Annotated in this window: 21 protein-coding genes; 13 read left to right on the top strand and 8 right to left on the bottom strand. The window is 65.2% G+C overall.

Annotated elements, in window-relative coordinates:
- The first annotated feature begins 105 nt into the window (after window positions 1-105).
- The gene (locus HBF25_RS19145) at window positions 106-366 is read left to right on the top strand and encodes a hypothetical protein (RefSeq protein ID WP_166951463.1); all 261 of its coding nucleotides are present in this window, start codon (window positions 106-108) and stop codon (window positions 364-366) included.
- Between the two features lie 4 nt (window positions 367-370).
- Here the strand turns inward: HBF25_RS19145 and HBF25_RS19140 are convergent, their stop codons facing one another.
- Both HBF25_RS19140 and HBF25_RS19135 read right to left on the bottom strand, forming a co-directional pair.
- On the bottom strand, window positions 371-3,403 hold the full coding sequence (locus HBF25_RS19140) for a sensor histidine kinase (protein WP_166951460.1): 3,033 nt from the start codon (window positions 3,401-3,403) through the stop codon (window positions 371-373).
- Window positions 3,404-3,497: 94 nt separating this feature from the next.
- The gene (locus HBF25_RS19135; RefSeq protein WP_166951458.1) at window positions 3,498-5,672 is read right to left on the bottom strand and encodes an ATP-binding response regulator; all 2,175 of its coding nucleotides are present in this window, start codon (window positions 5,670-5,672) and stop codon (window positions 3,498-3,500) included.
- A gap of 624 nt (window positions 5,673-6,296) precedes the next feature.
- Between HBF25_RS19135 and HBF25_RS19130 the strand changes: the two genes are divergently transcribed.
- On the top strand, window positions 6,297-9,329 hold the full coding sequence (locus HBF25_RS19130; RefSeq protein ID WP_166951455.1) for a TonB-dependent receptor: 3,033 nt from the start codon (window positions 6,297-6,299) through the stop codon (window positions 9,327-9,329).
- A 388-nt stretch (window positions 9,330-9,717) separates the two neighbouring features.
- Here the strand turns inward: HBF25_RS19130 and HBF25_RS19125 are convergent, their stop codons facing one another.
- Both HBF25_RS19125 and HBF25_RS19120 read right to left on the bottom strand, forming a co-directional pair.
- The gene (locus HBF25_RS19125; protein ID WP_166951454.1) at window positions 9,718-10,230 is read right to left on the bottom strand and encodes a hypothetical protein; all 513 of its coding nucleotides are present in this window, start codon (window positions 10,228-10,230) and stop codon (window positions 9,718-9,720) included.
- Window positions 10,230-10,622: a hypothetical protein gene (locus HBF25_RS19120; RefSeq protein ID WP_166951451.1), complete on the bottom strand. Its 393-nt coding sequence runs from the start codon at window positions 10,620-10,622 to the stop codon at window positions 10,230-10,232. Before HBF25_RS19120 ends, HBF25_RS19125 begins: the two co-directional genes overlap by 1 nt.
- 229 nt (window positions 10,623-10,851) lie before the next feature.
- Between HBF25_RS19120 and HBF25_RS19115 the strand changes: the two genes are divergently transcribed.
- On the top strand, window positions 10,852-11,628 hold the full coding sequence (locus HBF25_RS19115) for a ferredoxin--NADP reductase (protein ID WP_166951450.1): 777 nt from the start codon (window positions 10,852-10,854) through the stop codon (window positions 11,626-11,628).
- Window positions 11,629-11,735: 107 nt separating this feature from the next.
- On the opposite strand, the gene HBF25_RS19110 is transcribed toward HBF25_RS19115, so the two are convergent.
- The gene (locus tag HBF25_RS19110; protein WP_166951772.1) at window positions 11,736-12,386 is read right to left on the bottom strand and encodes an RIO1 family regulatory kinase/ATPase domain-containing protein; all 651 of its coding nucleotides are present in this window, start codon (window positions 12,384-12,386) and stop codon (window positions 11,736-11,738) included.
- A gap of 94 nt (window positions 12,387-12,480) precedes the next feature.
- Here HBF25_RS19110 and HBF25_RS19105 point away from each other — a divergent pair, with 94 nt between their 5' ends.
- From HBF25_RS19105 to HBF25_RS19085, 5 genes are all read left to right on the top strand, one after another.
- Complete coding sequence (locus tag HBF25_RS19105) at window positions 12,481-13,251, top strand: DUF3298 and DUF4163 domain-containing protein (RefSeq protein WP_166951447.1); 771 nt, start codon at window positions 12,481-12,483, stop codon at window positions 13,249-13,251.
- Entirely contained in the window at window positions 13,251-13,733 is a 483-nt protein-coding gene (locus HBF25_RS19100; RefSeq protein WP_166951444.1) for a DUF456 domain-containing protein, read from the top strand. Before HBF25_RS19105 ends, HBF25_RS19100 begins: the two co-directional genes overlap by 1 nt.
- Window positions 13,734-13,812: 79 nt before the next feature.
- Complete coding sequence (locus HBF25_RS19095; protein ID WP_166951442.1) at window positions 13,813-14,418, top strand: TetR/AcrR family transcriptional regulator; 606 nt, start codon at window positions 13,813-13,815, stop codon at window positions 14,416-14,418.
- Between the two features lie 108 nt (window positions 14,419-14,526).
- Window positions 14,527-15,207 carry a type 1 glutamine amidotransferase domain-containing protein gene (locus HBF25_RS19090; RefSeq protein ID WP_166951440.1) on the top strand — a complete coding sequence of 227 codons (681 nt, stop codon included), beginning with the start codon at window positions 14,527-14,529 and terminating at the stop codon, window positions 15,205-15,207.
- A gap of 180 nt (window positions 15,208-15,387) precedes the next feature.
- The gene (locus HBF25_RS19085; protein WP_166951437.1) at window positions 15,388-17,157 is read left to right on the top strand and encodes a DUF885 domain-containing protein; all 1,770 of its coding nucleotides are present in this window, start codon (window positions 15,388-15,390) and stop codon (window positions 17,155-17,157) included.
- 159 nt (window positions 17,158-17,316) lie between these two features.
- Here HBF25_RS19085 and trhA read toward each other — a convergent pair whose 3' ends face one another.
- On the bottom strand, window positions 17,317-17,982 hold the full coding sequence (trhA, locus tag HBF25_RS19080) for a PAQR family membrane homeostasis protein TrhA (RefSeq protein WP_166951435.1): 666 nt from the start codon (window positions 17,980-17,982) through the stop codon (window positions 17,317-17,319).
- A 139-nt stretch (window positions 17,983-18,121) separates the two neighbouring features.
- Between trhA and HBF25_RS19075 the strand changes: the two genes are divergently transcribed.
- A complete protein-coding gene (locus tag HBF25_RS19075) occupies window positions 18,122-18,949 on the top strand; it encodes a universal stress protein (protein ID WP_166951433.1) in 828 nt (275 codons plus the stop codon).
- A gap of 237 nt (window positions 18,950-19,186) precedes the next feature.
- Window positions 19,187-19,849 (top strand): energy transducer TonB, encoded by a 663-nt coding sequence (locus HBF25_RS19070; protein WP_166951430.1) that lies wholly within the window; start codon window positions 19,187-19,189, stop codon window positions 19,847-19,849.
- Window positions 19,850-19,866: 17 nt separating this feature from the next.
- On the opposite strand, the gene HBF25_RS19065 is transcribed toward HBF25_RS19070, so the two are convergent.
- On the bottom strand, window positions 19,867-20,157 hold the full coding sequence (locus HBF25_RS19065) for a hypothetical protein (RefSeq protein WP_166951427.1): 291 nt from the start codon (window positions 20,155-20,157) through the stop codon (window positions 19,867-19,869).
- 162 nt (window positions 20,158-20,319) lie between these two features.
- Here HBF25_RS19065 and HBF25_RS19060 point away from each other — a divergent pair, with 162 nt between their 5' ends.
- Entirely contained in the window at window positions 20,320-20,898 is a 579-nt protein-coding gene (locus tag HBF25_RS19060) for a cysteine dioxygenase (RefSeq protein ID WP_166951424.1), read from the top strand.
- Between the two features lie 46 nt (window positions 20,899-20,944).
- Window positions 20,945-22,366, top strand: coding sequence for an FAD/NAD(P)-binding protein (locus HBF25_RS19055; protein WP_166951421.1), 1,422 nt, complete (start codon window positions 20,945-20,947; stop codon window positions 22,364-22,366).
- A gap of 195 nt (window positions 22,367-22,561) precedes the next feature.
- Here the strand turns inward: HBF25_RS19055 and HBF25_RS19050 are convergent, their stop codons facing one another.
- Window positions 22,562-23,752: an MFS transporter gene (locus HBF25_RS19050; RefSeq protein ID WP_166951418.1), complete on the bottom strand. Its 1,191-nt coding sequence runs from the start codon at window positions 23,750-23,752 to the stop codon at window positions 22,562-22,564.
- 116 nt (window positions 23,753-23,868) lie between these two features.
- On the opposite strand from HBF25_RS19050, the gene cls reads away from it, so the two are divergent.
- A complete protein-coding gene (gene cls, locus HBF25_RS19045; protein ID WP_166951414.1) occupies window positions 23,869-25,287 on the top strand; it encodes a cardiolipin synthase in 1,419 nt (472 codons plus the stop codon).
- Window positions 25,288-25,582: the final 295 nt, after the last annotated feature.

The raw sequence follows: 25,582 nt of genomic DNA, 5'->3' as shown, positions 1-25,582 counted from the left end.
CGGCGGGGGCGGATTGGCGTGCACGCGACGAAGTCTGGCGCGAACGCGGGCGCGCGCCAAGCCCGGCCGCCTCACGCTATGCACACATCCCAATGAGACCTGCTCATGAAACCCCACGATATCCTCCCCGACGACACGAACAGCGTGGTGCTCGATGGCGTCACGGTCCGCAAGGGCACGGTGGGCGCCTTCATCGTGAATGCCCGTGCGCTTGCCGACGAGGGCAGCGACACCGCAGCACGTGCCGCCGCCCTGGAAGACGCCCTCGCCCTCGTGCCTGCCATGGAACGGCTGGGCGTGTTCGATGTGTTCCGTATTTCGGACGAGAGTCTCGCCGCTGCCGTGGCGGCGGTGCGTGATCGTTGATGCATCAATCGTTGCGCCGCCGGAATCGGCGGCGCAACCAGTGACCACGGCCGGGGAATGCCCGCTCGACGGGAATACGCACCGTCACCACCGTGCCGCCGGCAAGACGCGAGGTAATCGAAGCCATGCCGCCGATGGCCACGGCGCGCTCTCGAATGCCGCGCAGGCCCCAGTGACCCTCGCGCCCTTCGCGCAACATGGCTTCGTCCATGCCTCGTCCGTCGTCGCACACATGCAGCACGAGATCACGGCCCTCGACATCCAGCACGATGTCGATACGACTTGCATCCGCGTGAGCCACCGCATTGTGCAATGCCTCGCGGGTCACGCCGTACAGTTCGTCGCGCACCGCGCGATCCATGCCGGACGCATCGATGCGCGCATCGACGCCGATGGGCACGGTGTGTTCCTGCGCATATTCCGCAGCCAGTTCCTGTAGTGCGACGGCGAGACCGCGCGAGTCCACCGTGTGTTCGCGCAAGCCTCTGACCCGATCACGTGCCTCCACCAGCACGTCTTCCGCGCGATCCAGTGCGCGCTCCATTGAATCGCGCAGCGCATCGCCTTCGGGTACGCGGTTTGCAATCGCCTGGAAGCGCATCGACAACCCCTGGATGCTTTGCAGCAAGGTGTCGTGCAGCTCGCGCGCGATGCGCTCGCGCTCGGCATGCCGTTCCTGAAGGCGCTCGCGCAGGCTGGCCTTGATCCGCTGCACGCGCGAAAGATAAGCCGCGGCGAGGATCGCCACCGCCGCGATCACGCACAACACGGCAAACCACCATGCCTCGTAGAACGCAGGGGCAATGTCGATAGGCAACTCGGCACCCTGTTCGTTCCACACGCCGTCTTCGTTCGCGGCAGTCACCTGGAAAACGTAATGCCCCGGCGGTGGATCGGTATAGATCGCCTCGCGCTCGGTACCTGCATCGCGCCAGCGCGTATCGAGCCCTTCGAGCCGATAACGGAACCGCACGCGCTCGGGCATGCTCAGGCTGGTGGCCGTGTAGGCGATGCGCAGCCGCTCGATGCGTGCCGGCAGGTGCACCGGCGTCATGGTGGGCCAGGTGCCCATGTCGGTGGATACCGACTGGATATGCACCGGTGGCGGCAAGGTGTTGTGTGGCACATCGAGCGGATCGATCGACACGATGGCACTGGTGGTCGCGAACCAGAGCCGGCCATCGTCCGCCACGGCCGCACTCGGCAGGGGACGGAACTGCGATGGCGTTCCCGGCAGGCCGTCCAGCCAGTCGAACAGCTCCACTGCAGGCCGGTACGTCGCATCGCTTGCTGCACGGCGAAGGTCGGCACCCGCGATGCGGCCCACGCCTGCGGCACTGTTCACCCAGACGTCGCCACGACTGTCGCGGACCAGACCGGTAATGCCGGCAAGCGGTTCGCCCAGGGTGGGAATGCTGCGCACCTCCTGTCCCTGCACCAGGGCCAGGCCCAGTTCGCCACCGAGCCAGGTCATGCTCCCGTCGTCCATGATCGCGGTGACGTTGCCTATCGTGAGGCCGTTCGCCGGGCCGAGCAGGCGGTCGTGCTCCTTGTCGCGCACCAGCACCGTGTTGCGGGCGAATCCCATCCACAGGCGATCCGATGCATCCCGGTGCAGGATCAGAGGCGACGGATCGTTCGCCATGATGGGCAGGGTGTCGAACGTCCAGCGACCATTGCTGTAGTGATAGAGCCCCGGGCGGTTGATCGACAGCCACACGCCGCCATGCCCATCGCTCTCGATGGCCTGCACGCCCGTGTACTGCGGCGATGGCAGGTCGGCCACGGGCATGGGATCACCGTCACGCATCCGCCAGATGCCTTCGGGCCCTCCCAGCCAGATGCCGTCGGCATCGCGCGACACCGCCGTGATGGCGCTGGTGAAGTTGGTCGCCTGCACGCCGGAGGGCTCCACCCTGGCCAGGGGGCGGTTCTTCGTGCCCGCCCAGACCCCGTGGCCTTTCGCGGCGACGATGGCGAAGTCCGTCGCGCCGGGCAGCGTGGGGGCTGGCTCAAGCCGGCTGACCCGGAAGCGATCCAGTCCACCCGTGCCGCCCACCCAGATATTGCCTTCCCTGTCCTGGATGACGGCATCCGCGGAGTCCGACGACAAGCCGTCATGCTCGACGAAGCGTTGTGCGACCGTGCCGCTGGCATCGATCACCTGGCGAGGAAGCTCGCGCACGTAGGGCACGCGACGGATGCCGTCGCCCAGCGTAGGCATCCACAGGGCACCGTCGCGATCAAACAACAGCCCGGCCGACGCCAGCCGCAGCACCGGCCCCATGTCGTCCGGGTTGCGCTCTCCGGCCCATGCGGGACGCACGCCGCCATCGGCTTCCGCCACCCAGATCGTGCCGTCCGGTGCTTCGGCAATACGATTGATGCGGCCTACGTCGGTGGTCGCCACCACGAAATGCTGGCCACCGTTGGGCAGCCATTCGAGCGCCTTCTCCGTGGCGACCCACAGGCGTCCCTCACGGTCTACCGTGAGGTTGCGTGCGCGCGAGCCGATCAGGCCCATGACCGGGCTGACCGCATGCCAGCGCCCGTGGTCGAGCTGGACCAGGCCGCTGAAGGTCGCGGCCCAGATGCGTCCGTCCGGCGTGCCGGCGATGCCGTAGACGGTGGCCGTGGGCAGCCCCGAGCCGGCCGCATAGTGCGTGGCACGGCCGTCCTGCGCGATGTAGCTGATCACGCCATAGCGAAAACCGACCCACAGCCCCCCCGAAGGCGGCGCATAGAGCGTGGATACCGCGGAGGCCAGGAAGTCGCTGCCATGCGGGCGATAACGCTCGAAGCGCACGCCGTCGAAGCGATACAGGCCGCTCAGCGAGCCCAGCCAGAGATAGCCATCGGCCGTCTGCGCCAGCGCCGTGACCTGCCCGGGCGCCCCCTGGCGCACCGTCCATGAGGAATGAAAAAACTGGCTGATATCCCGGTCGCGGCTGTCGCCCGCCCACGCGCTCGCCAGCCAGCCCAACAGCGCCAGCCCGACGATTCCCGACCTGGCCATCGCGCGTAGCAGGCGACGCATGTCCTGTCCTATCCGGTGAGGCGCAACGATAACGCGGCCGGAGGCTTCGCGTCGCGGCAAAAACTGCTCAGCAGCCGGCAGGCGTGCAAGCGCCTCAGGCGCCCGCACCTTCCATGGAGCGCGAGCGCATGCCCTGGATCTCGGCAAAGCGCCATACGGATCGCGCAAGCGTGTCCAGTTCCGCATGGGCCTGGTGGAAATCGCCCCCGGCATCCAGCAGCACGGCAAGGTCGTCACAGACGCGCGAGCCACCCGGCAGTCCCAGGTTGCCCAGCACGTTGCGCAGGGCATGGATGGCTTCCGATGCCGCCGCGATGTCATGGCACGACATCGACGCCCTGAGCGCTTCGATGTGCGCTCCCGCGGTACGCACGCACAGATCGACGAACCCAGCGAACTCTTCGTCGGTGGCGAGCATTCGCATCTCGTCCAACGGGGAAGGATCCTGCGTTTCCACGGCCGTCACTTCAGGGACCGTCTGCCATGCACGAGCCGTATCTTCCAGCCAGCGCTCCTCGGCGATGGATTCGATCACATCCAGCAACCGCTGCGCGGCGATGGGTTTGGTGAGGTAGGCGCGGGCACCGGCCTTGAAGGCAATGCGCACGGCATCGTGGCTGGAATCGGCACTGAGCATCACGATGGGCGGAATCGGGCGGGTACGCCGCGCCACGTCGATACGGCCCAGTACGTCCCAGCCCGAACTTCCTGGCATGTGCAGGTCCATGAAGATGAGATCGAACTCGGCCTCCGCAAGACGGCCCAGCGCTTCGTCACCGCTGGCGCTGAACGTGGCGGCATGACCGGCACGCTCCAGGATCCGGCCCACGATTTCCCGGTTGGCCGCGTTGTCATCGACGACGAGGCAACGCTGGGAGGCGACCCGGCGGCGATGATCGTCGAGCAGTTCCACCAGCGGCATCTCCGCCACGCTGCGGACACCTTCCGCCGCACGCGCCAGCGAGAAGCGCCAGCTGAACACCGTGCCGCCAAGCGGATTGTCGGCAACATGCAGGTGACCGTGCATCTGCTCGGAAACATTGCGCACGATGTACAAACCAAGGCCAACGCCCTCCTGGCGGCGGCTTTCGCCCGCACTTACCTGGTGGAACGGGTCGAAGATCCGTGCCTTGTCCGCATCGGCGATGCCGATGCCGGTATCGGTCACCGTGCACAGGATGGTGGGATCACGCCCTCCCACGCCCTCATGCAGTTCCACGCGGACCTCTACCGAGCCACCCGGTGGCGTGAACTTGACGGCATTGGAGGCCAGGTTGGAGAGCACCTGTTCGATCCGGCCCGGGTCACCCGTGAACACGCCTCCCACCGAAGCGTCGCGGGACAGCGTGAAGGCAAGGCGTTTTTCCGCCGCGTGCGGGCGGCACACGGCGCCGACGGTTTCGAGTACTTCGTCAAAACTGAATGGCTGATAGCGCAGGTTGAAACGGCCGCCCGCGAACGATGCGACGTCGAGTACGGCATTGACCCGATGCAGTAGCGCATTGGCGTTGGACGCGAGCAAGGCCACCAGTCGCCGCTGGTCGTCGTTCATCACCGAGGTATCGATCAGCGACGCGGAGTGGATGACCGTGCTCAACGGCGTGCGCATCTCGTGGCTCATCATCGAGATGAAGCGATGCTGCGCCTCGCGCGAGGCGATCGCCTCGGAGGATACTTCGCGCAGTGCGTCCATCAGCCGGTAAAGCGTCATGGGCAATACGACCACCAGGGCCAGCGCGTACAACGCATAGGCCGGACGGGCAATCCAGTAACCCTCCGGGCCGCTTACGATCAGCACCGCCACCGAGGCGACGACGCTGGCCGCAAACGCCTTGCGGCTATAACGGACGCCGACCGCCACCGACAGGAAAGGCAGTACCGCCGTCAGTGTGATGACCAGCATGAAGGCGGTCTTCAACAGCACGCACACGATGACGTAGTTGGCGATGGTGCCGATGGCATCCACGAACTGGCTTCGCCGCAGGCGGGGGGCCGCGTGCATGCACAGCATCCAGAACGTGGCACCCAGGAAAAGACCGCCCGCCACGGGAAACACCCGGTGGGCCTCGAGGGCCATCGGCTCGGGCCCCTGAAGCCACGCCGCCGTCCACACCACGATAAACCCAAGGATGACCGCTCGCATGAGCGAGACGCGGTACTCGCGGAAGCTGGCGACGATGCGATCGATCCGCGGATTGCGCAGACGTTCGGCAGCCTCGCTGAGCATCACCGGTTCGGCGCGCTTACCGCTACCGCCATCGATATTCATGCCCGCCTGACCCGCCCCCTACGCGATAATCGCCTAGTCTATGGTCTTGCCGTGCGCTGGCAAGTCCGAATTTGGCCCTTATAGCGGTAATTTCGGCTAAGACGCGGTTTCCCAATGGAAATCACCGTCCTGTTCAGGATTGCGGCGTGTCGTCGCAGCGCGATATACGGCCCTTTATCCCGTCAAAACATGTCGAAGCCTTCTTTGCGCGAACAAGGAAGCATGGATATGGCACGAGACTTGCCTCGATCCAAACCACGTCACAAAAACAGCATCCCAATACACTTCGGCGGCATCGGTGAAAAGCCTGCCATCGTGCCCCTGATTTCCCTGGATTCGCCAGGCGACCGGTGGTCATCAACATACGGAAATACCTCTACTTACGCGGTTTTCTGCTGCATCGCGCCATCGGCAACTTTCAATTGGACGTCCATATCGTCGCCGCTCCTGAGGTCTGGACATCGTCGGAGCGCTCATGTAAATCGTTCGCAGGGTCTATTTGGATCGAGGCAAATAGGCCGGTGACGAACGACGAGGGACGGGGGCTTCGCCGGGGATGGGCGAGGGCTTCGTCGCGTGTCACCGCTTGAGTCACTTGGCGGCACCGACATTCCTGGGGAGCACATGAACAAACCGAACTTTTCGCGGAAGAGCGCGCTCGCGCTCGCCATCTGTACCTGCCTGGCCGGCGTGAGCGCCGTCCAGGCCCAGTCCACCACCGGCGGTATCAACGGCAGCGTCCCGGCCGGCGGCAACCAGAGCATCGTCATCGAGAGTGGAAGCGGTTTCCGCCGCGAGATTGCCGTCGATGCTCGTGGTCGTTATGCGGTATCGCAGCTTCCCCTGGGCACCTACACCGTGAGCCTGGTCCGTGACGGCACGACGGTGGATACGCGCAAGGATGTTGCCTTGCGCGTCGGCGCGAGCACCGATGTCTCCTTCGCCGCACCCACCCCAACCGCTACGGCAGGCGATGCCACCAGCCTCACCGGCGTCACGGTGACAGGCACCGCCCTGCCCAGTATCGACGTCACGTCCGTCGATTCGCGCACCGTCATCACCTCCCAGCAGCTCGCCAGGCTGCCGCTCGGGCGCAACGCCGAAGCGATTGCCCGGCTGGCCCCGGGTGTGGTGAACAATGGCGCGAACTTCCAGAGCGACACGGGTCACTCCGTGGCGAGCTTCGGCGGTGCGGCCGCCAACGAGAATGCCTACTACGTCAACGGCTTCAACACGACCGATCCGCTCAACGCACTCGGCGGCCTGCAGCTGCCTTACGGCGCCATCGACCAGCAGGAGGTCTATACCGGCGGCTACAGCGCGCAGTACGGCCGCTCTGACGGCGGCGTGATTAACCAGGTCGGCAAGCGCGGCAGCAATGAATGGCATTTCGGCGCCCAGGTGCTATGGGAGCCGGCCTTTGCACGCTCGCATTATTCCGACCTGCATTACTACGCCACGCCAGCCTCTGCGCCTGCGGGCAATCTTTACCAGCCCAAGAGCGAAAACCGCGCCTGGACCACGACGGTGAGCGCCTATGCCGGTGGCCCGCTGATCAAGGACAAGCTGTTCTTCTTCGCTGCCGGTGAATTCGAAAAACAGGGACGGCGCAACGTCAACGACGTGGGCAACAACACGCCGGCATCGACCAACGATTATCGATCGCCGCGCTGGTACGCCAAGCTCGACTGGAACATCAACGAAAGCAACATCCTCGAACTGACCGGCGCCGGCGACAAGCGCGAAGGCTCCGGCACCCGCTACCGCTATGACTTCGTCAACCGCGAGCGCACCTCGCGCATCGGCGATGTCAACGACACCAAGACCGGCGGCGATCTCTACGTCGCCAAGTACACCGGCTACATCACCGACAACCTCACCATCAGCGCCATGTACGGCAAGATGGACACCAAGAACTACGACCAGGCGGCCGACTACGACCCCAGCCTGGTCCGCGTCGACGATGCGCCCAAGCAGAATCCGCTGTTGAACGGTGGCCATGCCATCCAGAACAGCCAGGTACCCGACATCAGCGCGCCAGGTCGTGGCAACAAGTCGACCAACTTCCGTTTCGACGTCGCCTACGTGCTCGGCGACCACACTCTCTCGGCAGGCATAGACAACGTAGGCTCGCGCGTCCTCGACTTCGGCACGTCCAGCCCCGGCCCGGGCTATGTCTGGGACTACGGTCACACCGATAACCCCAACCAGCCGATCTCCGATGCCTCAGGAAGCAACTTCGTGCCGGCGCCCGGCCTGTTCCCCAATGGTCAGACCGGCTACTTCGTCAGCCGCAACATCGTGAACAACCGCGTGAACGTGCGCTCCAGGCAACGCGCGCAGTACATCGAGGATAAGTGGCAGCTCACCGACCAGTGGCTCCTGTCGATCGGCCTGCGCAACGACCAGTTCACTGACTACAACCAGTTCGGCCAGGCTTTCATCAAGCAGACCAAACCGCAGTGGGCACCTCGCCTGGGTGCCTCGTGGGACGTGAATGGCGATGGTTCGTTCAAGATATTCGCCAATGCGGGCCGTTATTACCTTGGCCTTCCGCTCAACCCGGCAACCGGCGCAGCGGCGGGATACACCTCGACGCAGCAGTACTACACCTATTCCGGCATCGATCCCACGACAGGCGCACCGACCGGCCTCACCCAGATCAGCGGCGTGGTCTCGGGCAACAACTCCTATGGCATCCCGCCCGACCCTCGCACCGTCGCCGGCAGGAACCTGAAAGCGGAACACCAGGACGAATTCATCCTGGGCTTCGACAAGTCGTTCGGTGAGCACTGGGTCTACGGCGTCAAGGCGACCCAGCGCATCCTGCGCAGCGTGATCGACGACTTCTGCGACGTGGGCCTGGTGACGGACAAGGCCACGGCGCTGGGCCATACCATCGGCAGCAGCAACAGCTGCTACCTGATCAACGGCGGTTCGGCCAACACGTTCACCCTGATCGACGCCAACGGCCGGGCCTACGGCGTACCGCTCAGTCGCGACGAGATGGGCTTTCCGTCCGCCAAGCGCCGCTACTACAGCCTCGAAGGATTCCTCGAGCACACATTCGATGGCGTCTGGTACGGCAAGGTCGATTACCTGTTCTCGCGTTCCTATGGCGACTCGGAAGGCCAGGCACGCACGGATACGCGTCAGTCCGGCGCTGCGGGCAGCGTGGACTGGGACAACAGCTACGTCATGCAGTATTCCAACGGTGTGCTCGGCAACGATCACACTCATCAGCTCAAGGCGTACGGTTACTGGCAGTTCGCCCCGGAATGGCAGCTCTCCGGCAGCTTCCAGGCGATCTCCGGCGCCCCCGAGGTATGCCTGGGCTATTACGGTGCCACGCACAGCGACCCGAAGACCTACGGCAGCACCTATCACTACTGCAACGGGCTGCCGTCGCCGCCGGGATCGCAAGGCCGGCTGCCCTGGACGTTCCAGCTCGACCTCGGCCTGACCTACCGGCCGAACTGGGCCGACCAGAAACTGGCCTTCTCGGCCAATGTCTTCAACGTGCTGAACCAGCAGCGCGCCACCTACCGTTACCCGTCGAGCGAGGATCGCCCCTTCACCCCGAACCCGATCTACCGCGTGCCGCTCTACGTGCAGGACCCGCGTTACGCACGCCTGGCCGTGACGTACGACTTCTGATCGCCAGCGAACCACGAATCCCTGTGTGACTTGCGCCCCCTTCGATCGTCCGGTCCCTCCCCGACCGGACGATCTGGAGCCGGGCGCTCTTTTTTTGTTTCGCTTCGTAGGGTGGGCTCGCCTTTCGGCCTCGCGCCCGGCGCGCGTGGCGTGGTCGCCTGGAGGCGAAGGAGGCCATGCAAGAACACCTTGGGGACTACCGCTACCCTGTAGGAGCGCGCCTGCGCGCGACCGGTTGACGCGAAAACCTTCATCTTTTCGATTCATCCGGTCGCGCGCAAGCACGCTCCTACAACGCAACGGTGCTGGCAGCGGGATGGGAGCCGATCGCATCGGCGATCAAACTCGCCACATGGTCTGTGGTGCGCGATCGCTGGGGAGATGCACTTCACCGATCCGAGGACACCAGTGGCGCGCCATCCTTCAACTCGAAATGAAAGGCGTAGTCCAGGCTGAAAGGCGCCGTGTGCCGTATCTGCGATATCCTGCCACCCGATTCTTCATGGATATCCACGATGGTCATGGGCGTATAGCTCCAGTGCAAGGTTGCCTGACGGCATGCCGCGAAGAAGGCTGCGTGATGTTCGTCCGCCGGCGCATCCAGGTCGCGTACGTCGGTAACCTTGCCTTCCCCATCGACGATGACCTTCACGCGAATGGTGACAGGCGGCAGATTGCTGGCGACAAGTTCCGCCGGGTAAGCCGGTGGATCGCGTGCAATGGACTGGGCACCAAACGAGGTCTGGCTGGCTTCGAGCTTGTAGCTGCCATCGGCAACGACGGGCAGGGCTTCGTAACTGACCTTCCCGTCACGTAACGGTTGAGGTACCTGCGTGACCTGGGGCGCATGCGCGCAGGCGACAAGCGCAAAGGGCAGCATCACGCTAAGGACACGGCGCATCAGCGGGCCTCGCCAGATGCGGCAACCACCTTTTCGATATAGCCGAGAATCTGGTCGGCAGGGATGTCGAACACGCCTGCGTCCCCGTTGTCGTAGGCCTGGCGCCAGACGGCATAGCCATCCATCCAGGCTTCATCGGAATCGGCCTCCCCCACCATGTCCACTACGCTCCGATCAAGCGCCGCGCGGTTCATCACCGCATGATGCATCGCAGGCTGGAAACCGCCGGGCACCCGGTGGTTGCGAAGCTTCACTCCCTTCAGGGAGACATGGAACACCTCGCCGTCTTCCGGCTCGATATCGATCTTGCGGATCATCAGGCGGGAGGCTTCCTCGTCGCCTCGGGTCCGGTAGGTCCAGGCCTGCCCGGGGGCGTATTCGGGTCGGGTCATGCGGCACCGTCCTTGAAGTGGGTGGCTGGTGATCTTAGACCAGCGCGAGACGGGATGCCGGCCCCGGGTAACGCCCTGGTGTATCCTTATGGCCCTGAGCCCGCACCTACGAAGGCGCGGCGCGACGTGCGAGGCAGCGCGGCCTTCAGGCCGCTTCCCCAGCCGAATCCAGGGCCAACGCGTCGCGCGGTGGCCCACGTCCCTTTTGTATCTGAGGTTCAAGCAAACCATGGTGGCACTGGCGACCGAGCACGTCATCGACGTGCACCACTGGAACGACACGCTCTTCAGCTTCCGCACCACCCGCGATCCCGGTTTCCGGTTCGAAAGCGGCCACTTCGTGATGATCGGCCTGGAAGTCGAGGGGCGCCCGCTCATGCGCGCCTACTCCATCGCCAGCGCGCATTACGAGGAACACCTGGAGTTCTTCAGCATCAAGGTGCAGGACGGCCCCCTCACGTCGCGGCTGCAGCACCTGAAGCCCGGCGACCCGGTCATCGTGAGCCGCAAGCCCACGGGCACGCTGGTGCTCAACGACCTGAAGCCGGGCAAGCGCCTCTACCTGCTCGGCACCGGCACGGGCCTGGCGCCGTTCCTGTCGATCATCCGCGACCCGGAAACCTACGAGCGCTTCGACAAGATCGTGCTTGCCCACGGCGTGCGCCACGTCAACGACCTGGCCTATTCCGAATACATCGAGAACGAACTGCCGAACCACGAGTATCTCGGCGACGTGGTGCGCGAGAAGCTCGTTTACTACCCGACGGTGACCCGCGAAGACTTCCGCAACCGCGGCCGCATCACCGACGCCATCGCCGACGGCGAGATGGCCCGCACCACGGGCCTGCCGCAACTGAACCCCGCGGAAGACCGCGTGATGCTGTGCGGCAGCCCGTCGATGCTCGAAGACATCTGCGTACTGCTTGATGGCGAGGGTTTCCAGGCCTCGCCGCGCACGCGCGAGCCGGGCGATTACGTGATCGAGCGGGCATTCGTCGAGAAGTAACGCATCGTGTAGGAGCGCGCCTTGCGCGCGACCGGTGATGCGAATGCGTTGATGGTTTTCGCGACAACCGGTCGCGCGCAAGGCGCGCTCCTACAAAAAAGGGCATGTCAGCGGCGGATGCGGCCCTGGCCTTCGTTATCCCAGTACCCGAACACCTTTCGCGCGATCAGCTTGTAGAGCCGCTTGCCCGTTGCCCGCCATAGCCGCGAATGCGGTGCGGGCTGCGCAAGGATCGCCCGCTGGCGGGTGGAAAGGCGCTCGGCCACATAGGTGCGCTTGTGCTTGAGCAGGTGGCGGAGGTCTTCGCGCGCCAGCAGGCGGAACAGGGCCCCACGCCTGCCACGTGTCCAGGCGATCTGGAAATCCACCAGCCCCGGCGAGCCATCTTCGCGCACGAGCCAGTTGGGTTCCTTGGCCAGGTCGTTGTGCACGATGCCGCGACGGTGAAGCACGGCGAGCAGGCGCAAGGCATCGCGGTAATACGCCGCATCGCGCGGCTGGCCCTGCTGCATCGGCAGGCCGGCCATATAGCTGCGCTCAAGCACGCGGCCATTCCAGGCCAGGAGGCGTGGCACGCCGTCGATGCCCTCGAGCCGCTTCAGCGCACGGGCTTCACGCGCAGCCGCGCGGCGCGCGAACCAGCGGGCCCACCAGCGCGCGGCGGCGATATCGCGACGGATGAGCAGCTGTCCGCCGCGCTCCACGCGTTCGATACGGCCCAGTTCATCGGCCTTGAGCAGGGTGACGGTTTCCGTCATCGCGTCGTACACGCTATTCCTTCGATTCGTTGACGCTCTCTCCGCTGTGCAGCCGCTACGCTAAGATGCGGGCCTTGCAGGGAGATAAGCCGAAATGCTGGTGCGACACATCCTGTCGCTGGTCTTCGCCACCGCCGGGCTTGCCGCCTGCCGCGAAGGCGCTGACCGGACGAACGGCGGGGAAACGCCACCGTCCACCCAGACGCGTGCCGACAAGGATACCCAATCGAGCCGGGAAGGCCTCTATACCGTGGAAGTGAAGCTTCCTGACTTGCCTGCCCGGGCCGCGGGCCTGCGCACGACGCTCGACCATTACGTGGAACGCCAGAAAAAGGCCTTCATGGCCAGCCTGGATGCGCCGGGCGCGCAGGAGCGTGCCCGTGAGCTGCCCTGGGACCTCAACCTCGATATCGCCGTGGCGTCGCGCACCGACCGCTTCCTCAACGTGCAGGTGGACGGCTCGGCCTTCACCGGTGGCGCTCATCCCGCCCCGATCGTAGACAGCTTCACCTACGATCTCGACGAGCAGCGCGTGGTGGGGATCCGCGACCTGTTCGCCGATCCGGACGCCGCCGAAGGCGCGTTCGCCACGGAAGCACGGCGCCAGCTCATCAGCGCCCTGGACGACGACGACGAGCCCCTGGCCTCGGACAGCCGGCAGATCGACGAAGGCACTGCGCCGGGCAAGAACCATTTCCGTGTGTTCAACCTGCTCACCGGCCCGGATGACAAGGCCCACGGTGTCACGCTGATCTTCCCTCCCTACCAGGTGGCGGCGTATTCGGCGGGCCCGCAGGCCGTGGATGTGCCCAGCGACGCGTTTTCCGCGTGGCTCAAGCCCGAGTACCGCGAGGCCTTTCGCTGATGGAGATCGCCCTCTACCTGCTCTCGGCGGCACTGGTCGTGGGCGGGGTGGCGGGCGCCATCCTGCCTGTTCTGCCCGGCATCCCGATGATCTTCGGCGGCATCTGGCTTGCCGCTGCCGTGGATGAGTATCGCCACCTGGGCTGGGGCTGGATCGTGGCGATCGCCATCGTGGCCGCCGTGGGCATTGCCCTGGATTTCGTCTCGGCCTCACTGGGCGCGAAGAAGATCGGCGCCAGTCCACGAGCGTTGTGGGGTGCCGGCGCAGGCACCGTGGTGGGCATGTTTTTCGGCATTCCCGGCCTGCTGCTGGGGCCGTTCGTCGGTGCCATGGTGGGCGAGCTGTGGTCCGGGCAGAGCATCCTGCGCTCGGCTCACGTGGGGGTGAGCACCTGGATCGGCATGTTGCTGGGCATTGTCGCCAAGGTGGTGATCTCCTTCCTCATGATCGGCATGGCGGGACTGGCGTTGCTTTTTTCCTGAACCGGGCCATCCCACTTCGGATGCCCGATAGAGAATTCGGCACTAGACGACCGGTCTAATTCTGGATAAGGTACGTCCCATGAGCCCTTCGACTGCCGCCGATACCCCTGACGTCCGCGACCGGATACTGACCGTAGGCCAGCAGATCATGGGCGCCCGTGGGTTTTCCGCCGTGGGTCTCAACGAGATCCTGACCAGCGCCGGCGTGCCGAAGGGATCGTTCTATTACTACTTCGCCTCGAAGGAAGCCTTCGGCGAGGCCCTGCTCGAAGACTATTTCGAGGATTACCTCGCTGACATGGATGCAACGCTCCGCCAGCCGGGGCTCACCATGGCCGGGCGGCTGGCGAACTACTGGCGCGGCTGGCAGGAGAACCAGTCCTTCCTGGATTGCCAAGGCAAATGCCTTGCCGTGAAACTCGGCGCCGAAGTCTCGGATCTTTCCGAGCCCATGCGCGCCTCGTTGAAACGCGGTACCTCGAAGATCATCGAACACCTGGCCCGCGCCATCGAAGCCGGCATGGCCGAGGGTTCCCTGACGTGCGAGGGAGCACCGGAAGACGTGGCACAGAGTCTCTACCAGCTATGGCTGGGAACCAGCCTGATGGCGAAAATCGCCCGCAGCCCGGAGCCCTTCGCGCAGGCCATGAAAACCACGAAACAGATGCTTCACCTGCCCTCCTGACCGGGGGCAGCCAGGCGAAACACGCACTTCCGCGGAAGTGCTTTTTTAGGGCCAATCCACTAGCCGACTGGTCTACTAATATCTACCAGCTGATACCGGGAGAACGACATGAAAGTCCTGATGGTTCTGACCTCGCACGACGAACTGGGCACGACCGGCCGCAAGACCGGCTTCTGGCTCGAAGAACTGGCCGCGCCTTACTACACGTTCAAGGACGCCGGGGTGGCGGTGGTGCTCGCCTCGCCCAAGGGCGGCCGTCCTCCGCTGGATCCCAAAAGCAACGAGCCTGACTTCCAGACGGACGCGACCCGCCGTTTTGAAGCCGACCCGGATGCGAATGCCCAGTTGAATGCCACGGTTCGCCTGGACAGCGTTTCGTCCACGGGCTTCGACGCCGTGTTCTATCCGGGCGGCCACGGTCCGCTGTGGGATCTGGCGGAAGACAGGCATTCCATCGCGCTGATCGAATCGTTCGTCGAGGCGGGCAAGCCGACGGCGCTGGTGTGCCACGCTCCTGGTGTGTTGAAACACGTGAAGGCCTCCAACGGTCATCCGCTGGCGGAGGGACGCAAGGTCACCGGCTTCACCAACACCGAGGAAGCGGGCGTAGGCCTCACCGACGTGGTGCCCTTCCTGGTGGAAGACATGCTCAAGGCCAACGGTGGGCACTATTCGAAAGGCCCCGACTGGGGCTCTTACGTGGTGGCAGATGGTGTGCTCATCACGGGCCAGAACCCGGCGTCTTCCTCCGCTGCCGCCTCACGACTGATCGACGCACTGCGCGGATAAGGCACCCCATAAGCGGACCATGGAAACCAACAGGTGCATGGACGCAGAGTCTGTCGCTGGAGCCCGGAAGGGCTTCGGCGACGAGACCCGGCTGACAATCGGTATGTACACCCCACTTCCGGGCATTGGCGACGCGCCACGGCTGCCGCTAGTCTCGCCGGACTTCACCGGGAGACACCCATGTTCCGACGACTCACCCTTGCCGCTGCCGTGACCTTCGCGGTCGGCAGCCTGCACGCCGCCGAGCCCGCGCAGCCCGCCTGGATCGCCCGCAGCAATACCGACGCACAGGTGCTGCTCGATATCACGGCACGCTTCAGCCCGGAATCGGCCACCGATATCGGCATCAAGGGCTATGACGAGAAGATTGCCGACCTCAGTGCCGACGCCGAGAAACAGCAGCGTGCCGCGCTGGTGGATGCGAAGCAGAAGCTGTCCGCGCGACTGGCCGAGGAAAAGGACCCCAACGTCAAGCAAGACCTGCAGATCCTCGTCAAGCAGATCGACGGCAACATCAAGGGCATCGACCTCAACGACAAGTACCTGCTGCCCTGGTTCGACGTCGGCCAGATCGTGTTCAGCGGTGAGTTTTCGTTGCTCAACGCACAGAGTACGCCGGAGCAGAACAAGGCTGCGCTGGGCCGCCTCAACTGCTACACGGGCATCACGCCCGGTTGCACGGCCATCGTGGACCAGGCGCGCACGCGCACCACGGCAGCCCTTGGCGACAAGGCGCTGCTGGGCCCGGTGAAGGCCGATGTGGAGCAGAAGCTGGGCAACACCCAGCGCTATGTCGACGGCATCCGCAAGCTCTTCGTCGAAAAGAAGATCGCTGGCAGCGACGCGGCGATGGCGAAGCTCGACAAGCAGCTGAAGGATTACAACGCCTGGGTGAAGCAGACGGTGCTGCCGCGCTCGCGTACCGACTTCCGCCTGCCCGAGCCGCTGTACGCCTATAACCTGGAGCAGGTCGGCCTGGACATCGCGCCGCGCGACCTGATCGGCCGTGCGCAGCTGGAATTCATGGAAACCACCTATGCCTTGCAGGCGCTCGCTCCCGTGGTGGCGAAGGCCGAAGGCCTGCCCGACGGTGACTATCGCGACGTGCTGAAGGCGCTGAAGAAAAAGCAGCTGCCCAAGGACCAGGTCGAACCGATGTACCACGAGGTGATCGGCAAGATCGAAGACGTGATCCGCAAGCAGCGCATCGTCGAACTGCCCAAGCGCCAGCTGGCCATGCGCATGGCGTCGGAAGCCGAAGCGGCGCGCACGCCTGCACCGCACATGGATCCGCCGCCCTTCATCAACAACACCGGACAACGCGGCACCTTTGTGCTGACGGCAGGCAATCCGCCGGCCAACGGCGACGCCTCGCAGATGTACGACGACTTCACTTTTGCGGCCGCCGCGTGGACGCTCACCGCCCATGAAGGTCGCCCGGGCCACGAACTGCAGTTCGCCGCGATGGTGGAACAGGGTGTCTCGCTCACGCGCAGCCTGTTCGCCTTCAACAGCGTCAACGTCGAGGGCTGGGCGCTGTATTCCGAAGCGGAAATGATGCCGTACGAGCCGCCGGCAGGTCAGTTCATCGCGTTGCAGTTCCGCCTGCTGCGTGCTGCACGCGCCTTCCTCGATCCGATGCTCAACCTGGGCCTGGTCACCCGCGACCGCGCGCACGACATCCTGGTGCATGACGTCGGCCTGTCGGAAGCAATGGCCCGCCAGGAGCTGGATCGCTACACGCTCAACTCGCCCGGCCAGGCCACGTCGTATTTCTACGGCTATACGCGCATCCTGCAGCTGCGCGGGGAAACGCAGACGGCGCTTGGCGACAAGTTCGACCGCAAGGCCTTCAACGATTTCCTCGTCGCCCAGGGATTGCTGCCGCCTGATCTGCTGGCCGAAGCGGTGCGCACGCGCTTCATTCCCGAACAGCTGAAGAAGAAATAAGCCTCACCGCTGATTCGTACAAAACCCCTGTAGGAGCGCGCCTTGCGCGCGACCGGTTATCGCGACAACCCGGTCGCGCGCAAGGCGCGCTCCTACAACGCAAGGTTCAGTGCAACGTTGCCTACCGAAGGGGTGGGAGCCGATCGCATCGGCGATGGATCAATGCGACGGCGCGTCAGGAATGACGTAAAGCAGAATCGCCAGGTAGTGCAGCACGCTCCCCGCCAGCACGAAGAAATGCCAGATCGCATGCCCGAACGGCAGCTTCTTCGCGACATAGAACGGCACGCCCGCCGTGTAGGCGACACCACCGGCAAACAGCAGCACCAGTCCGCCCGTTTCCACGTTCTGCCGTAACGGCTGGATCGCCACCACGGCCACCCATCCCATCAGCACGTACATCACCACGGCCGCCTTGCGGTAGCGCTTGAGCATGCCCAGCTCGGCCGCACTGCCCACCAGGGCCAGCGTCCAGATCGTGGCGAACAAGCCCCAGCCCCAGGCCCCCGGAAGCGCCAGCAGGGTGAACGGCGTATAGGTGCCTGCGATAAGCAGGAAAATGGCGATATGGTCGAGCGTGCGCAGCACGCGCTTGGGGATCTCGCCCGGAATCGAGTGATACAGCGTCGATGCCGTGTAGAGCAGGATCAATGTCGTACCGAACACGGAACTGGCGACCACCGCACGGGTGCCGCCGTACATCGCCGCGAAGGCCACCAGCACCGCCAGGCCCGCGATGCTCAGGACCAGGCCGATGCCGTGGATCACGCTGCTGGCGACTTCTTCGGCGAAGGGGTAGCGCGGGCGCGCGCTGTCGAGGGTCATGGGCTGTCGGTTCGCTGGGTGGGGACCCCGAGCGTACTCCAGCCGCCCCCTTGACGAGAACCGCTCGCAATTGGCCTTCCGCGGCATTCATCACGGAACGGCCATTGACCTGCCCCGCGGGGCGGTGTTCCATGCGGGCATGACCCTCGAACTGCTGCTGCACATCGCCCGTCTTCCGCCCCAGGGTTCCGGCCTGCGGGCCGCGCTGGCCATGGCCTCACGCATCGACGCCCGGCTGGACGCCATGCATGTGGTGGATCTGCCGGCTACCGCCTTTACGGTGCCCGAGGCCGTCCCCATGCAACTGGACGCCGTGCGTCAGCGCACCAGCGACGCCAAGGCCATCGGGGACGACTGGGCCGCTCTGCTGGCTTCGAAGGGTCTGAAAGGCAACTGGCGGGTCGGCACGGGAGATACCGTCACCCTGCTGGCCCATGCCTCGGCCGGCTACGACCTGGTGGTGATGGAACGGTCGTCCACCATGCGTGGCGACGCACCCATCGGTTTCGGGGTGGTATCGCGTACGGTCTTCGCCTCCAGCCGTGGTGTGCTCGTGGTGCCGGACAATGCACCAGTCGAAACACTGGGCGAACACGTCCTGGTGGCCTGGAGCGGCAGCCGCGAATCCGCGCTGGCCGTGCGTTCGTCCCTGCCCTTGCTGCGCAAGGCGGCGCGGGTGACCGTGATCGACGGCAGCCGCGACGAGGACACCGGCACCTGCGCCCTGCCCGATACCGATATCTGCGGCTGGCTGGACACCCATGGTGTGAAGGCCGAGGTCCGCCGGCTCGACGAGTCTGCGCTTTCGTCACCCGGCCCCGCCCTGCTCGACATCGCTCACCGCGACGGTGCCGACCTGATCGTGATGGGCGCCTGGGGGCGTTCGCGCCTCTCGGAAATGGTGCTGGGCGGCACCACGCGCTATCTCTTCATGCAATCCGACGTGCCGATGCTCGTGGCGCACTAGAAAGCTCCCTGTAGGAGCGCGCCTCGCGCGCGACCGGATCATCGCGAAAACCGGTCGCGCGCAAGGCGCGCTCCTACAACGTAACCGGTTGTGCCGATCGCCACGCACATCCCTATTGCAAGAACCTTCGACCCGGGCCTAATCTGAAACCGGACCTGAACACGATCCCCGCCGGCCCCCACCCGGCCGTGTTCCCGACCGCGCATCACCTTCCCCCACAGTGCATGGAGGTGGCTCATGTCGTTCGCTCGTCCGCAGTCCCTGGCCGGGGTTCACCCGGATACCGTCCGCATCGTTGCCATGAGCGCAGCGATCGCCCTCAACGCCGCCGCCCTCATCGCCGTAATGCGACCCATGGTGGCGCAGATCGTCACCGCGCCGCTGCCCACGCCCTCGATCCGGCTGATCGATCACCCCGTGGAGCCGAAGGTTGTTCCACCCCCGCCAATCGACATGAAACCGCTACCCGTCGTGAAGCACGACACACCGACCCACATCGTGAAACCGCAGACCGTGGCACCGCCCGCCGTGGTGCCGACAGCCAGCGACGAAGGCAGCGCACCGATGGTGGCACCGACCGAGGTCGTGCAGTCCCCGCCGGCCGTGGAAGCGGCCCCGGTGGAAGCCCACCTGGCCTACGTCTCGGCCCCCGCCCCGGCCTATCCGAGGGCGGCGATCAGCCGGCGCATGGAAGGCACGGTGACCCTGCGCGTGCTGGTGGACGAGGCCGGCAAGCCGCTACAGGTGGAGATCGAGCAGAGCAGCGGTCACGAGATCCTGGACAAGACGGCCCGCGACCAGGTGCTGGCCGCATGGCGTTTCCAGCCTGCCACGGCCAACGGCAGGGCCGTGCGCGCCTGGGCGCGCATCCCCGTCACGTTTGACCTGAGAAAACTCTGACCCAAGGAACGCCGGCGTCAGTGCGACGTCGACGTCACCACCACGACCGGCTTGCGGGTGGCCCGGGCGATGGCCCACACCAGCAGCACCAGGAAGGCCACCGGCAACAGGACCGGCAGCAGGGCCAGGACCACCACGGGGGCGACCAGCAGCATCGCCACGCCACCGATGACGGCGCCCAGGAGGCTGCCGACCAGGCTGAACACGCCACCGACAATGCCGAAGAACAGCTTCAGGACGGCGCCGATGAGGGCGAAGACCAGCCAGAAACCGGCAGCGAGGACAACGAGCGAAGTGAGGATGATCATGGCGGGGCTCTCCGTTGAGCGGGGCCGCTTGCGGGCGGTTCGTCCCTTCGATGCGGCCTGCCAGGGAAAAGTTTAAAGCGATTTTCATGACGGGGGGTTACGAGTGTTTAACGGCGCCCATGCTCCACTTCCGCTCAGTCGATTTACGGGGCGGACCCTTCCATGGGTAAACGTTCTTCCATCATCACCACCTTGCGGGACATCGCGTTCGACCTGTCGGACGCCGAGCACCCGGACCTTGCCAGCATGGGCCGCGAGATCGGGCGCGTGCTGCACGCGCGCAACGGCGAGGCCATGGCCTCGCTCGGTGCGCTGCGCGAGCGCCGCCGGGGCTTCGAGCGCTGGATGATCGCCGAGCGGTCGCGGCCGCCCGTGAGCGTGCTCGTCATGGCCTGGCCGCCGGGATACACCACGCCGGTGCACGACCATGGCGGCCTGTGGGGCCTTGAGGTGACCATCGCCGGCGCGCTCGAAGTAGAGTCCTTCGACCGCGGCGACGACGAGCACGCGCTGCGCAGCAGCGGCCGTACCTGGCTGGGGCCGGGGGATGCAACATGGTTCGATGCCACGGAAGTTCATGCGCATCGCTGCCGCAATCTGTCGCGGCACGACACCGCGCTCACGCTTCACGTGTATGGTGGCGATCTGGCACAGTACCTCGCGTATGAGCAGCCCGGTCCTTCGGGACACTGGATCGCACGACCGAGGCAGTCGATCATCGCGGGACGCCTGACGGCCTGACGGTCTCACGGCCCTCCACCCCACCCTACGGGCGAAGGACCAACACATGTTTCAGAAAGTCGCCATCATCGGCGGTGGCGCAGCAGCGGCGACGCTGGTGAGCGAATTGCTGGAGCGGCGCACGGCAAAGCCGCTTCACCTTGATTGGTACGCCGGCGGCCCGGAAGCGGGTCGCGGTGTCGCGTACGGCACGCCCTCCGAGCGCCACCTGCTCAACGTGCGTGCGGCCTCCATGGGCATGTTCGTGAGCAAGCCCGGTGGCTTCCTCGAATACGCCCAGTCGCACGACGCCAGCGTCAAGGGTTCCGATTTCCTGCCGCGCAAGCTGTACGGCAATTTCCTGCGCGAACGTGTCGAGCAGGCCATCAAGAATGCGCCGGGCCTCAAGCATCACGTCAACGTGGTGCCCTTCACGGCCGATTCGCTGGTGCCCTCGAAGGACGGCGTCACTATCGGCTACGGCGATGAAGAGGCCCAGGCCGACGCGGCGGTGCTGGCCATCGGCTCGCTGCCTCCGCGTCCCCTGCCGGGCGTGCACGAGGCCGCCCTGGCCAGCGGTCGGTACGTCACCGATCCATGGCCTTACCTCGCCTCGGCACCGGAAGACGAGCGCCCCTTGCGCGTGCTGGTGATCGGTCTTGGCCTCACGGCCGTGGACGTCCTGCTGGAGCTGTCGGCGAAGTGGCCGAACGCGCGCTTCACCGCCCTGTCGCGACACGGCAAGCTGCCCGAACCGCACCTGGATTCCCCTTCGGTTCCCGGTGACGACGGCAGTGACCTGATCGAGACCCTGCGTGACGACCCCAATGTACGCAACTGGTCGAAGCGCATACGCAAGGCCATGGGGCTCGGTCGCTATGCACACGGCACGAACAGCGATGAAGAGCGCACGGTGGACTGGCGCACCGTCATCGATGGCATGCGTCCGCATACGCAGTCCTTGTGGGCCGAACTGCCGGACACCGAACGCGCCCGTTTCCTGCGCCATGCACGCTGGGCCTGGGAGCGCGCACGCCATCGCATGCCACCGCAGGTCACCGACGCCATCGTCAAGCTTGAAAAAGCCGACCGTCTGAAGCGCCTGCGTGGCCGCATGCGTTCGGCCACGCTGTCGCCGGACGGCGAGCTCAACGTCGTGCGATCACTGCCCGGTGGCAACGAACTCACCGAGTCTTACGACATCGTCGTGCAGACGGTCGGCCTCAACACCGACACATTGCGTACCGAGCATCACCTCATGAAGCAGCTGGTGGTCGGCAAGTTCGTGCTGCCCGATCCGCTGGGGCTGGGGCTGAAGGCGAAACCGGATGGTCATCTGCTCGATGCGGATGGCAAGGCACGCGGCAATCTCTTCGCCATCGGCAGCCTGCTGCGCGGGGCCCTGTGGGAGTCGACGGCCATTCCCGAGATCCGCAGGCAGGCGCAGGCGGTGGCGAACATGCTGGTGGCGGATAAACCCGCGAAGTGATGCGGATCGCTTCGTGGGGCGGGGCCGCCTTCGGCCCTACGCTCGGCGCAGCGACGGGCGGCCCAACCCCATGTGATCGCAAGCTGTTGTAGGAGCGCGCCTGCGCGCGACCGGTTATCACGAACATCATCCATGCATCGCATCGACCGGTCGCGCGCAAGGCGCGCTCCTACAAGGTGACGATGTCTTGGGGGTTCAGGCACAACCCGCTGTCACCATGCCAGCCGCGCTGCGCCGCTCCATCACCACACTGACCATCGTCACCAGCAAGCCCACCACCGTGACGGCCGCACCGGCGAGGCTTACCACCGGCAACGCATACCCTGCGCCGATCACCGCACCACCCAGCCATGCACCGCCCGCGTTACCCAGGTTGAACGCGGCGATATTCAGCGTCGACGCAAGATTCGGCGCGTCGCCTGCCACATGCACCACCCGCGACTGCAGCGGTGCCACGGTCGCAAAGGCGGCCACGCCCCAGACGAACACGGTCACGATGGATGCAACGGTGGAATGCATCGTCCAGGCGAAGGCCGCCATCAGCACGGCCAGCACCACGAGGATGCCCATCAGCGACGGCATCAGCTTCCAGTCGGCAAGACGACCGCCCAGCATGTTGCCGATGGTGGTGCCCACGCCGAACAGCACCAGCACGGCGCCCGTCCACTGCGGGCTGATATGCGATTGTTCCTGCAGGATGGGCGCGATGTAGGTGAACACCGTGAACACGCCGCCGAAGCCCAGCACGGTCATCGCCAGGGCGATCAGCGCCTGCGGTTCGCGCAACACCCGCAGTTCCCGCGCCATGTCGGGAGCTTTCAGGTTCGGCAACGCCGGCACGAAACGGACCACGGCGATCGCGGCGAGGATACCCAGCCCCGTCACCGCCCAGAACGTGGAGCGCCATCCCGCCCACTGCCCCAGGAAGGTACCGAACGGCACGCCCAGCACGTTGGCCAGGGTGAGGCCGGCGAACATCATCGCAATGGCCCGGGCCCGCTGGTTTGCCGGCACCAGATGCGCCGCCACGACGGCACCGATGCCGAAGAACGAGCCATGACAGAAGGCCGCGATGACGCGGGCCACCATCAGCACGTCGTAGCCCGGCGCCACGGCGCACAACAGGTTGCCCAGGATGAACAAGCCGAGCAGCAGCAACAGGGCACGCTTGCGCTCCAGCTTCGCGGTCAGGGCGGCCAGCACCGGCGCGCCGACGGCAACGCCGAGGGCATAGCCGGACACCAGCATGCCGGCCGAGGGGATGCTGACCTTCAGGTCGGCAGCCACTTCGGGCAGCAGCCCCATGATGACGAACTCGGTGGTGCCGATGGCAAAGGCAGCCACCGACAGTGCCAACAAGGGCAGACGGGACGACGGGGTGTGCATAGGATAGGCTCGGAAGAAAGCAATGGTGTCCATTCTCCAGCCAGGCCAGGCATGCAAAAACTCCTGTACGCGACAAAGATTGTTGCCGAAAACTTGAATATCGAAGGAAGTCGGCCATGATCGCCACCCTGATTGCCGTGGCGGCCCTGTGCCTTCATGTGGGCGGCGTCTTTGCCGCCATGCACGCCGTGATGCATACGCGCACCGCCCAGGGCGCCTTTGCCTGGGTGCTGGGCCTGGTCCTGCTGCCTTACGTGACGCTCATTCCCTACCTGTTCCTGGGTGCCAGTCACTTCGGCGGCTACGTGGACCTGCACCGCCAGCGCCAGGCGCGGTTCTTCATGCTCCACGAGGAAGCGCACAAGACCCAGGCCGCCCTGCTGCCTCATCCCCAGCCCGAACATGACGAGCGCTACGTTGCCATCGGCCGGATGCTAAAAACCGCCATGCATGGGGGCAATGCGCTCACCCTGCTGGTGGATGGCGAAGAGGCCTTTGCTGCGATGTTCGCGGCCATCGCCAAAGCCGAGCGCTATGTGCTCGTGCAGTTCTTCATCATCCACGATGATCGTCTCGGCGGCCGGCTTCGCGATGCGCTGCTGGAGCGTGCTGCGGCCGGCGTCGATATCTGCGTGCTCTATGACGGCATCGGCAGCCATGCCCTGCCGGACAGCTACGTCGCCACGCTTCGCAACGGCGGGATCCAGGTGCATCCCTTCGCCACGCGGCGCTGGCGCAACCGCTTCCAGCTGAACTTCCGCAACCATCGCAAGGTGCTGGTGGTGGATGGCACGCACGGTTTCGTCGGCGGCCTGAATGCCGGCGATGAATACCTTGGCGAGAAACCGCCCCTCGCGCCGTGGCGCGATACGCACCTTCGCATCGAAGGCCCCGCCGTGGCCGACCTGCAACGTGCCTTTGCGGAGGACTGGTACTGGGTAACCGGCGAGCGACCGCCGTCACAGCCGCCCCCGGAGCGTTGCGGCCGTGCGAATACCATGATCGTGGCGACCGGCCCGGCCGACCGGCAGGAAAGCTGCTCGCTGTTCTTTACCCAGGCCATTCATGCCGCGACGAAGCGTGTGTGGATCACCACGCCCTACTTCGTGCCTGACCAGGCGGTGTTCGGTGCCTTGCGCCTCGCCGTGTTCCGCGGTGTGGACGTGCGGGTGCTCATTCCCATCCGGCCGGACCACAAGACGGTGTTCATGGCTTCGACGTTGTATGCCCATGAGGCCACGCTGGCTGGCATTCGCATGTTCCGCTATCGGCCGGGCTTCATTCACCAGAAGGTGATGCTGATCGACGACGATACGGCCGTGGTGGGCAGCATGAATCTCGACAACCGCAGCTTCCGGCTGAATTTCGAGATCACGTCGTTGAATGTGGATGAAGCATTGGCGAGCGATGTCGAAGCGATGCTGCAACGGGATTTCGCCGAAAGCGATGAGGTCAACCCGAACGACTACCGCCGCCTGTCGTATTTCCGGCGCGTAGCACTACATGTCGCAAGGCTGTTCGACCCCGTTCTATGAACCCCGTCGTTCCTGCGAAAGCAGGAACCCAGCACCCCGGTCCACCCGCAAACACCGCCACGCTACATCGGCTTGTGTGCAGGTGACCCTCTCGCGAAAACCCACCGCACCGCACTGGGCCCCTGTTTTCACAGGGACGACGTGAGGGGTAGACAGGGAATCGAAATCTCGCAACCCGTCGTTCCTGCGAACGCAGGAACCCAGCGCCCCGATTCACCAGCAAACACCGCCACGCTGCATCGGCTTGTGTGCAGGTGACCCTCTCGCGAAAACCCACCGCACCGCACTGGGCCCC

The sequence above is a fragment of the Luteibacter anthropi genome (assembly GCF_011759365.1).
In the GTDB taxonomy this organism is placed as follows: domain Bacteria; phylum Pseudomonadota; class Gammaproteobacteria; order Xanthomonadales; family Rhodanobacteraceae; genus Luteibacter; species Luteibacter anthropi.
Note: the sequence above shows the minus strand (reverse complement) of the source record. Positions and strands in the feature narration are given on the sequence as shown.